Origin of the sequence: Vibrio sp. YT-17 (assembly GCF_033337375.1) — a bacterium.
Classification (GTDB): Bacteria; Pseudomonadota; Gammaproteobacteria; order Enterobacterales; family Vibrionaceae; genus Vibrio; species Vibrio alginolyticus.
On sequence record NZ_JAWOQP010000008.1, the window covers coordinates 77385 to 89498 of the forward strand.

At 44.0% G+C, this 12114-nt stretch carries 8 protein-coding genes; 6 read left to right on the forward strand and 2 right to left on the reverse strand.

Features of this window, described 5'->3' with window-relative positions:
- Positions 1-416: 416 nt before the first annotated feature.
- Positions 417-665 carry a hypothetical protein gene (locus R7F67_RS09840; RefSeq protein WP_005378271.1) on the forward strand — a complete coding sequence of 83 codons (249 nt, stop codon included), beginning with the start codon at positions 417-419 and terminating at the stop codon, positions 663-665.
- A 5-nt stretch (positions 666-670) separates the two neighbouring features.
- Here R7F67_RS09840 and R7F67_RS09845 read toward each other — a convergent pair whose 3' ends face one another.
- Positions 671-1660: a Solitary outer membrane autotransporter beta-barrel domain gene (locus R7F67_RS09845; protein ID WP_017820055.1), complete on the reverse strand. Its 990-nt coding sequence runs from the start codon at positions 1658-1660 to the stop codon at positions 671-673.
- A 774-nt stretch (positions 1661-2434) separates the two neighbouring features.
- Between R7F67_RS09845 and R7F67_RS09850 the strand changes: the two genes are divergently transcribed.
- The 4 genes from R7F67_RS09850 to R7F67_RS09865 all read left to right on the forward strand — a co-directional run bounded on the left by R7F67_RS09850 (position 2435) and on the right by R7F67_RS09865 (position 9484).
- Positions 2435-4072, forward strand: coding sequence for a methyl-accepting chemotaxis protein (locus tag R7F67_RS09850; RefSeq protein WP_005378266.1), 1638 nt, complete (start codon positions 2435-2437; stop codon positions 4070-4072).
- Between the two features lie 465 nt (positions 4073-4537).
- Positions 4538-5677, forward strand: coding sequence for an efflux RND transporter periplasmic adaptor subunit (locus R7F67_RS09855; RefSeq protein ID WP_017635040.1), 1140 nt, complete (start codon positions 4538-4540; stop codon positions 5675-5677).
- Between the two features lie 2 nt (positions 5678-5679).
- Positions 5680-8841: an efflux RND transporter permease subunit gene (locus R7F67_RS09860; protein ID WP_054577971.1), complete on the forward strand. Its 3162-nt coding sequence runs from the start codon at positions 5680-5682 to the stop codon at positions 8839-8841.
- Positions 8842-9028: 187 nt separating this feature from the next.
- A complete protein-coding gene (locus R7F67_RS09865) occupies positions 9029-9484 on the forward strand; it encodes a MarR family winged helix-turn-helix transcriptional regulator (protein ID WP_017635039.1) in 456 nt (151 codons plus the stop codon).
- A 44-nt stretch (positions 9485-9528) separates the two neighbouring features.
- Here the strand turns inward: R7F67_RS09865 and R7F67_RS09870 are convergent, their stop codons facing one another.
- Positions 9529-10485 (reverse strand): AEC family transporter, encoded by a 957-nt coding sequence (locus R7F67_RS09870; protein WP_258473566.1) that lies wholly within the window; start codon positions 10483-10485, stop codon positions 9529-9531.
- 601 nt (positions 10486-11086) lie between these two features.
- Here R7F67_RS09870 and trpS point away from each other — a divergent pair.
- Positions 11087-12109 (forward strand): tryptophan--tRNA ligase, encoded by a 1023-nt coding sequence (gene trpS, locus R7F67_RS09875; RefSeq protein ID WP_213905330.1) that lies wholly within the window; start codon positions 11087-11089, stop codon positions 12107-12109.
- The last annotated feature ends 5 nt before the right edge of the window (positions 12110-12114 follow it).

Genomic DNA, 12114 nt, shown 5'->3' on the forward strand with positions numbered 1-12114 from the left:
TTAAGGTGGGAAACTTTAGCTAATTGATAAACTTAAAATTGCACTGCTAATGACATATGCATCATAAGTTCGTTAGCACTCGACCAGAAGTGCGATAGGCTACATTTTTATACTAGCGAACGATTTGGCGCTAGGTAATTCGGCTTTCACTAGATCAACAAGTCGACTGCGGACCATTTTCGATTTCTGATGAGTTTCAATCCAAACTGACACTTACTTTTCAGCAAGTGTGCTAGTGTCTTTCTTATTATTTATTAAATAATTAATAGATGCCGATATGGTAAAGAGAGTTGTGGACAGCTATCTCGAGCAGTAGACTGGCGCTAGCCAGAGAGTCTGACTTTGAGGGGGGCATTCTACATGAATTTTGGATTCTGCCACCGCAAAGCTGATATTGAATTTGATGGAGATGGATAATGAATGACAGTTGGGCTAATTTCTTTCCTTACTTTGCTGGAGCTTTTAAGCTTATTGTATTAGGGATAGGAGCCTACTTAGCCATTAAATGGCATTTTGACGAAGAGCGAAGGGTAAGAGAAGCGGAAGGTGTGGTGTTTGATAACCCAAGTCTCATGAAAAAGTTTGCGAAGACGCTAACTCTGCCATTCCTTTTGTGTCTTCTCGTTCTTCTTGTTATATATGCTACCAACTGGTTCCTGTATTGACGGCTTTATTGTTTGTTGTAGTAAAGCTGAATGCTGCCGCCTCTGAGAGTCGAGCCGTAGTTGAAGTTAACGCCTATGCCGAAATTGTCCAACCAATCAAAGGGCTTTGGTGCATAAAATAGCCATCCTATAGAAGCTTCGTAGTAATGCGGACTTCCCAGTTCATCGCTTAAATCATGCGAAAGGTCTACTCTTTTAATCCCGGTAAATAAAGCCTGCTCACCGTGATAAATATTGTAGTAACCGGTGATTTCATTAGATAGGTACCAACCTTTAGGGTTGCCTATATTGCCGTTATTTGCGCTTCCCCAGCTGTGCCCAATGAATGAATTCAATGTCGAACTGGCATGCCATTTCCCCCAAATTGTGGGAGACGTGTATTTGGCTTTAATGGATGGTTGAACTATTGCCGCCCATGCTGAAACGTTAACGGCACGGCCGTCTAGGATTCTTCCAATGATGGATGAAAGTTTATTATCGGTAGAGAATGAGTTTTTATAACGCATAAGGTGAGTCGTCGTTCTGGTGCTAAGGGTGACGTTTTCACTTGCTTTGTATAGATACCCATAACCAATCGATGCACCGTATGTCCTTTCCTTGAGAAGATCCTTACTTGTGCCGAATAGTTTGAGATCATTCTCTGTTTGTATCGTAAATGCCTTAAACGACAGCTCATGTAAGTCCTCGCTGCCCTCTATGTCAAAGTTAGTCGTGTAAGGGAGAACATATACGGATTTGCTTCGACGTTCATTGATTGACTCGTCAGTCCCGAACTCTGGGTTGGCGGTATCAAATAATGCATTCGGATCAAAGTCGCCAATACCAAACGCAATTGCGTCAGTGTCGGACAGCAAAACCGCGATAGAAAAACGTTGTTGGAGAAGGTTGCTAATTTCCTTATCTAGTGGATCCGCTTGAGCTGTGTTAGGAAGAGAGAGTAGGAGAGCGAGCGAAACGACTCGCCACTCCACTGAGGCGAAGTTGGGTTGGAACATTTTGGCTCTTTCAAATGGTTCATGCATGGAGTTTTTGGACGTACCGGTACGCTAACATTAGTTTAATCGTTGAATGGTCGGTGTAACTTTGAGAAATCTATGTTTTCTCATATTGATATGAAAAAGTTCCTTAAACGAGTTTAGCTTCAATGTGTATGCTGCACCAGATTTGTTTAGCAACATCATTCTTTTCTGAAGATGTAGCAAGACTTTGTGACTAGGTTGCATTATTTTCTTTAATGCGTCTCTTGAGAGGAAAATAGCAAACTTTTTTATTGCCTTGGCGCTCAAGAAAATCTGAATCGTTCACTGTGCTACTGGTTAACTTCGAAAACTTGTAAGCATCCTGTCTGCCAACATCACGACTAACATCATCAAGGAGTACCCTTAAATACGTCAGATAAACAATGGTTTTTTTGAGCTTTAGAAGAAATGTTCGGACCTTTGCATATTCCGCGGTGGTGCTCAATCCAAGAACTGTGTTTTGTATGTGTTCTCAGTAAATCATTGAGTCGATCTATTCTTCAAAATGTGATCCCTTTTAATTCACTTTCTGTTACATATTTTTCGTTTTGAAAGAGCATTTTAATTTGCATCTTTTGAAAAGATCTCTTTGTTAAATTTTGTATAAAATCAACTAATTGTTGAAATTAGAACCCTTGTCAAAAAGTCATTAGATTTCATGTTGAATAGCCTCTTTTACCTAATAGTATACTCTATTTGTTTGATATAATTTCCGGCAGTTTGTATACCATAAATAAAGAGAGTCTATTCATGTTCCAGAACTTAACGATCAAGCAGAAGATAGTGATTCCGCTGTCATTGATTATTGGATTGTTTATTGTGAGCTCTGTATTAAACGTTATGACAAGTTGGAAGCAATCTGAATTGAGTGAGACACTCAACGAACAGATCGTGCCGAACTTATTAACGATTGAGGATGCTTACCGCGATCTTTACCAAGCTACATCTGCAATCCAAGGTGTTGCTCTTTCTGATACTCAAACCGATATTGATCACCACATCGGTGAATACAAAGACAACGCATACAAAGCGCTGCCGCGTATGGAACAAATGATTGAGCTATCGCAAGCCGGTGTGACGCCTTCTACACATGGTAATGAAGTTCGAACGCTTGTCTCTTTGGGTGAAAAATGGTTAGCAAGTTATGAGGCGATGCTACGTTTACCTCAATCTCAATGGCGTGGTTACTACAATGAGCACAAACATACCTTTGAAGACCAATTTATCGAGGTTAGAGCGCAGCTTAACGTTGTAAAAGATGCAATAGAAGAAAAGCAAAGCCAATTGAAGGACGAAATATCAGCGGCTGCAACAAGAGCAGAACTCATTCTTGAAGCGGGCATTGTGATTGTTATTCTGGCCGCTATTGCGATGGCGTTTTTGTTGTTGCAAACGGTTGTGAAGCCTATCAATGATATTAAAAATGCGATGACAGAAATTGCGTCCGGTGAAGGTGATCTAAGTCAGCGAATCGATGTAAAAACACAAGACGAAATTGGCAATTTAGCAGACGCATTTAACCAGTTTGTGTCCAAAATTCAAGTGACAGTCGCTCAGGTAATTGAAAGCTCAAATACCCTACGTAACGAAATGGCAAATCTTAGCTCGTTGACCAAGACCATCGCGAACTCGACCGTTTCTCAGCAAAAAGATAGTGAGGCGGTAGCGGCGGCAGTGCACGAAATGCAAGTCACCAGCAGAAATGTAAGCGATAGCGCTAACGAAGCCGCGGTTGCGAGCCAAACAGCGAATGATGAACTTACCAATACCAATGTTATTTTGGATCAAACGGTTAGCTCAATTCGCAGCCTCGCAAGTGAAATCGAAAGCGCAAGCCACGTCATTAACACATTGGATCATGATGTGAGTAACATTGCGTCCGTACTGGATGTAATTCGTGGTATTGCCGAGCAAACAAACTTATTAGCGCTTAACGCAGCCATTGAAGCGGCTCGCGCTGGAGAGCAAGGGCGAGGCTTTGCTGTGGTAGCGGACGAGGTTCGTTCTTTAGCCAGTCGTACGCAACAGAGTACGGGAGAAATCCAAACCATGATTGAAAAGCTACAATCTGGTGCAGGACAAGCTGTAGAAGTGATGCGCGGTAGCCAAAATAGCAGTGATGAAACGATCAAGTCCGCTGGCCGAGCGAGTGAATCCCTTTCTGAAATCTTGAACGCGATTTCACGTATGAACGAGATGAATACACACATTGCAACGGCTGCGAGCCAGCAAAGTACAGTAAGTGACGAAGTAAATAGCAACGTACAAGGCATTGCAGACAGTAGCACTTCAATTGTGGAAATCGTAAACCAAGCGCAAGCTTCTTTAGCCATGTTGTCAGAGCAAACTCAACGTTTAGATCATCAGGTCAGTCAGTTCAAAGTATAAGCTGAGAACAGCAATCTCACTGACGAAATAACCCGCTTCTTAGCGGGTTATTTTTTAGATAAGTGGCGAACCTGACTTGTGAAATTTCGACTATATTTACATTCCTTTCTCACTTTAGTTCGTATACCAGAGTGGGCAAATAACCCTAGACAGCGGTAACAAACTCTGTACAGCGTGATGATGCTTTTATCATCACTTTTGCTGCTTTTTAACCATTGCAATTGCACACAGGAAAATGTGATTTCCAACCCAAAATCTTCAAATTTGAGAACTTCATAACACCTTTACCATAAACGTTTTTCGTAAGCGTATAGAACTGTAAATTTTGTTGTATGTACAACACTGGGTATTTATCATCCTAATTAATTTGTTCTGGATATACATCCATTAGTCATTATTAAGTCATTCTAGAAGCTTTTAATAAGGAATCTTGAAGGCTTGTCGGTAGATAAGAGAGAAAAATTCATGAGACGTAAAACCACGCTATCTCTGCTGATTGCGTCGAGCCTTTTTGTGGTTGGATGTCAACCTAGCGAAGAAGGATCGAGCCAAGGTGGGGGGCCTGCGCCCGTAACCGAAGTAGAAGTGTTAACAGTGCAGCCAACGCGCCAAGCATTGACAGTAGAGTTGCCGGGTCGTAGCAGAGCATTCAAAGAAGCAGAAGTTCGTCCGCAAGTCACTGGCATTATTTCGGAGCGAAATTTTGTTGAAGGTGGCCTTGTTGAACAAGGACAGTCGCTATATCAAATTGATGATTCATCATTTCAGGCGGATTTGCTGAGCGCTGAAGCGGAATTAATCCGTGCGCAAGCTGCGGCAGAGTCGACCTATGCCACGGTGAAGCGTTACAGAACCTTGATCACCAAAAAATCCATCAGCCAACAAGACTTGGATGAAGCAGAAGCGGCATACAAAGAAGCGAAAGCGCAGGTCCTAGTCGCAAAAGCCAAGATCAACACAGCAAAAATCAACTTAGATTATACGCAAGTCAAAGCTCCGATTAGCGGGGTGATCGGTAAATCGAGTGTGACAGCGGGTGCGTTGGTTACGGCTAACCAAGCTGCCAAATTAGCGACCATTCAGCAGCTTGACCCTATCAATGTTGATATTGTGCAATCATCCGCGCAACTGCTGCGTTTGAAAGCATCACTCTCCCAAGGCCATATGCAAGAAGATGACTCTGCGCAAGTTACATTGATGCTTGAAGATGGCAGCACTTACGAACACAAAGGCACAATGAAATTTACTGAGGTCAATGTGAACGAAAGTACGGGCAGCGTGACGCTTCGTGCCGAATTCCCAAACCCTGACGGTTTGTTGCTACCTGGAATGTTTGTTCGTGCGACGGTCATTACTGGTGTCGACCCTGATGCGATTCTAATACCACAAAATACGGTATCTCGTGATGCGACAGGTAAAGCGACAGTGATGACGGTTAATGGCGAGAACAAAGTGGAAGCGAAACCAGTGAAGACTGCCGAAGCGATCAATAGCCAATGGCGCATTATTGATGGTTTGAACGCGGGTGATAAAGTCATTACCGCCGGTTTACAAAAGGTAGGGCCAGGCAGTTCGGTAACTATCCAAAACGGTGAACAGGAGTAATCATGGCACGATTTTTTATCGATCGTCCGGTATTTGCTTGGGTTCTCGCGATTCTAACGATGTTGGCGGGGGTAATGTCATTATTCAATTTACCCGTCTCGCAATACCCAACGATTTCACCGACGACGATCACCATCAGTGCTCGCTATCCAGGTGCATCAGCAAAAACCGTTGAAGACTCGGTAACGCAGGTTATCGAGCAAAACATGACAGGATTAGATTACCTTCGCTACCTATCATCGAGCAGTGATGCATTTGGTAATGCGACAATTACCCTGACGTTTGATAGCGAAGCTGATCCTGATATCGCGCAAGTACAGGTGCAGAACAAACTGCAATTGGCATTGACTTCATTGCCGATGGAGGTACAAAACCAAGGTATTGTCGTCAATAAATCCAATACGGCATTTCTCATGGTTGTCGCAGTTTATTCTGAAGATCCAGACTTTACAGAAAACGATATCGGCGACTTTGTTGTAACGAATATTCAAGACCCGATAAGTCGTGTAACTGGCGTAGGACAAGTGCAGGCGTTTGGTGCGCAGTATGCGATGCGAGTTTGGCTGGATCCATTTAAGCTTACGCAGTTCAACTTGACCGCAATCGATGTAGCGAACGCGATCAGTGAACAGAACGCGCAAGTTTCTTCAGGTCAACTTGGTGCAGCACCTGCGCAGGAAGGCCAGTTGTTGAATGCAACGATTTCGTCTGCAAGTCGTTTGAGCAGTGTGGAAGAGTTCCAAGACATCATTCTTAAGTCTGACGCCAGTGGTTCTAATGTTTATTTGAAAGATGTTGCTCGTGTTGAACGTGGTGCAGAAAGTTACGATATTCGAGGCCAATATAATGGCTTCCCAGCATCGGGTTTAGGTATTTCATTAGGTACTGGCGCAAACGCGCTTGAGACAGCCAATGCGGTAAAAGAGCGCTTAGAACAACTGAGTGCAACGTTCCCAGAAGGGTTGCAGATTGCTTACCCATTTGAAACAACGCCATTCGTCAAAGCCTCGATTCAAGAAGTGGTTAAAACGCTATTAGAAGCCATTCTTCTTGTGTTCTTAATCATGTACCTGTTCTTGCAGAACTTCCGTGCGACGATCATTCCAACGATCGCAGTGCCTGTCGTATTGCTCGGAACCTTCGCTATTTTGTACGCGACTGGATTTAGCGTAAACACGTTAACCATGTTCGCGATGGTTCTGGCTATCGGTTTGCTGGTGGATGATGCCATCGTTGTGGTGGAAAACGTCGAGCGTGTGATGCATGAAGATGGTTTAGAGCCCAAAGAAGCGACCAAAAAATCGATGGGGCAGATCACTGGTGCCCTGATTGGTGTGGGGTTGACGCTTTCAGCGGTATTTGTCCCTATGGCGTTTATGTCTGGTTCTACCGGGGTTATTTACCGTCAGTTCTCGATAACTATTGTGGCGGCTATGACGCTTTCCGTTTTGGTTGCGATAATTCTGACTCCAGCATTGTGTGCTACGTTGCTGAAAAAAGGCGATGCTGAGCTTCTAGAGAAGAAAGGCTTCTTTGGCTGGTTTAACCGCAAGTTTGATGCGATGACAGCAGGCTATGAAACCGGCGTTGCCAAACTTCTAAAACGCACAGGTCGCATGTTGGTTGTATTTTTGGCAATGAGTGCAGGTGCTGGCTGGTTATTTATGAACCTTCCAACGTCATTTTTGCCAGATGAAGACCAAGGCACAGTATTCTCAATGGCTATTTTGCCGCCTAACTCAACACAAGAACAGACGGAAAAAACACTTGAGAAAATGCGTGACTTTTACCTAGTAGACGAAAAAGACAATGTAAAATCTGTCTTCTCCGTTGCTGGATTTAGTTTCGCAGGTCAAGGCCAAAACATGGGGATGGCATTTATCGGCCTGAAAGATTGGTCTGAGCGTGAAGCGCCTGGCGCTGATGCGGCTTCCATTACGGGCCGAGCGATGGGGTACTTCTCTACCATTAAAGAAGCTTTGGTGTTTGCGTTCGCCCCTCCAGCGATTCAAGAGCTAGGTAACTCGACAGGTTTCGATTTCTATCTCCAAGACTCGTTGAATAAAGGGCACGATGCATTAGTTGCGGCTCAAGGGCAACTTCTGGGCATGGCAGCACAAAACCCGAAACTTGTCGGTGTTCGTCCAAACGGTCAGGCAGATGCGCCAATGTACAAAGTGAACATTGACCACGTCAAACTTCGTGCTTTGGATGTCAGTATCAATGACGTAAACCAAATCCTGTCAGCTGCATGGGGCGGGGCTTACATTAACGATTATATTGATCGCGGTCGTGTGAAGAAAGTGATGGTGCAAAGTGATGCGGAATACCGCATGCAGCCAAAAGACTTCGATTCATGGTACGTACGCAACGCTAAGGGAGAGATGGTGCCTTTCTCTGCTTTTGCGAGTGGCGAGTGGACATATGGTTCTCCTCTTTTGCAGCGCTTTGATGGTTTGCCAGCAATGAATATTCAAGGCGGTGCAGCTCCTGGTGTAAGTACTGGTGAAGCCATGGAAGAAATTGAAGCAATGGTAGAAAAGCTACCGGAAGGCTTCACGGTGAACTGGAATGGTATTTCGTATGAAGAGCGCCTTTCCGGAAACCAAGCGCCAATGCTATATGCGCTATCTATCCTCGTCGTATTCTTAGTTCTTGCCGCTTTGTATGAAAGTTGGTCAGTACCTTTCGCCGTGGTGTTAGTTGTTCCTCTTGGTGTGCTTGGTGCTGTGCTTGCGGTAATGACGCGCAGTATGGATAACGATGTGTTCTTCCAGGTGAGCTTATTAACGACGGTCGGCTTGGCAACCAAAAACGCCATTCTGATTGTTGAGTTTGCAAAGGACTACTATGAGAAAGGCGCTGGGCTTATCGAAGCAACCTTACATGCTGTTCGCGTTCGTCTGCGCCCAATTATCATGACATCGCTTGCTTTTGGTTTGGGTGTGGTACCACTTGCTATCAGCTCAGGTGTGGGATCGGCAGGTCAAAACGCAGTGGGTACCGGCGTACTTGGTGGCATGATCAGTGCCACGATATTGGGTATATTCTTCGTCCCAATCTTCTTTGTAGTGGTTGAGCGATTGTTTGATCGACGTGCGAGAAAAGAGTCTGAGGCAGAGTTGTCTGAGACCAGCACTAAACCCAGTCAGCAAAGCGAGTAGGACTTGGTTGTTTTAACTGAGTTATACTAGTGATAATAAACACGATTAAAGGGCGCTTCGGCGCTCTTTATTTTATGTTTTCACTTGGTGGTTACCGTCTATGACGCGAGCCTGAAAGACGGCGTGTTGTGTTCAGTATCAGCACAGCCTTTTCGGCCGAATGAAAGCCTAACGAAGAAAAACGACGATGAAAGATCAGAAAATTTCCCCAATTTCCGTTTTGGATCAAAGTCCTATGTTTGTTTGTGGTGTGATGCAGCGCATGTACCGCAATCGTGCCCAAGCTGAGCTCTCTCGGCAAAATTTGATGACACTAGAAATGGCAAGTGCACTGGCCGCTTTAGAAGAATTTCAGCCTATGAGCCAGCAAGCGTTGGCTGATGCGGTTCGAACTGAGCGAAGTGTAGCAAAGCGGATGGTGGACAATCTGGAAAAGAGAGGGTTTGTTCAAGTTTCTAAAAGTAAATCGAATCAGCGCCTTAAAATGCTAAGCATGACAAAAGAGGGGGCAAATGCTTTAAAGCAAGTTCATCAAATCATGACGAATTTACAGAAAGAGTTTTTTTCTTGTTTGTCGGAATCTGAAGCGAGTGAATTTTTTCGTCTGGTAAGAAAGCTCACTTTTGCGAATCACGACCAGTAACTGACATCAATGCCGTTTAGCGTCTTTATTTTATCGCGGACCAACTATATTAAGCTGTAGAACTTAAGAAATAGGATGCCCAACGTACAGGTCACGGTAGAAAGCACCGTAGTGAGTGCGATGATATTTGCAGCTAACGTGGCATTGCCTCCCATGGAACGCGCCATGACATAGCTGGCAGCAGCGACTGGAGAGGCGTTCATAAAGAAAAGAATACCTAGCTCAATTCCTCGAAATCCTACTAAGTAAGCTCCCATGGTGATGATGACTGGCGCTACGATGAGCTTGTAACTGCTCGCAAACCAAGATGGACCTTTCTCTTTTCTCATCAAGCTAAAGTCAAGTGAGCCACCTGTACACAACAGCGCCAAAGGCAATGTCATTTTGGACAAGTAGTCTCCTGCGTCAATAACCACATTCGGTACTGGAATAGCGAGTAAATAAAAAGTCATTCCTAGAACAATGGAGATTATAAGCGGATTCCTAGTCAGTGTTCGGCCCATCATCTTTGCTGCTTGCGAGGCAGACGTTGCCCCCTTGGGCGATAAGCAAATGACCGCTTGGACGTTATAAATAAATGTGGTGACCGCGACATAGAGCGCTGCTAGCGCCACACCTTGAGAACCATACGCATTGGCAACGTAAGCGATACCAATAATACCTGTATTTGCTCGGAACCCACCTTGGATGAGAACGCCTTGGTCAGGCGATGCTTTGAACAGAAGTTTGACGGAAAGGTAGGTGAAAATGAAAAACGAAATACTAGCGATGACGCCGAAATTGACGAATCCACTTGCCGCGGAAAAGTCGTGTTCTGAAGCCACAATGCTGACAAATAACATCGCAGGCAAGGTAACTTGAAACACGAGTTTAGAGCCTACTTCGATAAAATTATCGTTGATTAGACCAAAGCGCTTAAAAAGAACGCCAAGTACCAACATCAAACAGATAGGTCCGGTTATCGACAAAGAGAATTGCAACTGATGTAAAACAGCTTCCATGTAAGTATCCGCAGCAAAAGAAAAAAGTGTTCCTGTTGCCTATTAAGCCACAAACCCGGAGGGTAGGACAGTAACGTGATGAAATTTTCTTCTGTTGTAGGTTCCGGAGTCATTTACACTCCAAGTTATGGACGAGGTCCCAATTTAACAAAGCGGTACTGGTCCTACGTGCGATATGTTGGTTAACTCGTTGTCGTGATGCATCCACATGCGTATTAGATGTGAGGGCTGGTCATCGTAGTTATGGATAGGAGTTCATCAATGAAAAGGAAACACAACAAAACTGTACTGTGTGCGTTTGTCTCTGGTTCGGTATTTGGTGCGGTTTTGGTCATTGCGATGTCTTTACCAATGTAATCCTCTTAATTGGCTGTTGGAACACTCACTCTAATTCAGTACAAAACAGATTGAGTTCTGCGGTATGTGCTGTTAGTTTAAAAAACATGAAAATACACGTTCGCCCTTCATTCACAACCTTCTCTTGGTGGCGCTCTAAATAGAGCGGCGCGGAATACTTACATTCTTAAGCTGCTGGATGGTAGCTAAGAGTGTTTGATCTTTTTATCTCCAGTAGCGATCTATTAAATACTTGGAGACAAATATGAATAGCCATAAAAATACATCTCAGCGTGAAATTATACTTACCGGAGATCGAGCAACAGGTCCATTACACCTAGGGCACTATATTGGTTCATTGCAACAACGAGTCAAATTGCAAACGGAGCACGAGCAAACGATCTTGGTTGCGGACATGCAAGGGCTGACGGATAACGCGCATAACCCATCAAAGGTATCCTCTAATATTCTCAATGTCGTTGCAGATTATTTGGCTGTTGGTATCAACCCCACTCAAACTACGATCACGTTGCAGTCTCAAATTCCAGCGTTAGCCGAGTTGACAATGTATTACAGTAATCTTGTTTCTATCGCACGATTAGAGCGAAACCCCACGGTTAAAAATGAGATTCAAAGTAAAGGCTTTGAACGCTCTATTCCCGCAGGCTTTTTAACGTATCCAATTTCTCAAGCTGCTGATATTACGGGGTTTCATGCGACGCTAGTACCAGTGGGTGATGACCAGCTGCCGATGTTAGAGCAAACTAATGAAATCGTGAGAAAAATAAACCATCTAGGTGGAAAAGAGGTTCTTAGAGAATGCCGTCCATTACTTAGCGATGCACCCCGTTTGCCGAGTACTGACGGTAAAAATAAGATGTCTAAAAGCATGGGGAACGCAATCAACTTAGGCGCCTCCAAAAAGGAGATTTCTTTGGCAGTGAAATCTATGTATACCGATCCCAATCATCTGAAAATTGAGGACCCTGGCCAAGTCGAAGGGAATATTGTATTCATCTACCTCGATGCTTTTCATCCTGATAAAAATTATGTCGAACAGCTAAAAGACCATTATCGACGAGGTGGGTTAGGTGATGGTTTGACCAAGAAAGTGTTAGAAGAATGCTTACAAGAGATGCTTCGCCCTATTCGAGAAAAGCGCGCTATGTATTTGAATGATAAAGCGCAGCTGATTGATATTTTAAAACAAGGTAGTGAGCGTTCTCGCGAGAAAACCGAAAAAGTGCTATTTGATGTGAAAGATGTATTTGGTTTAAATTTGTTCTGAATTAA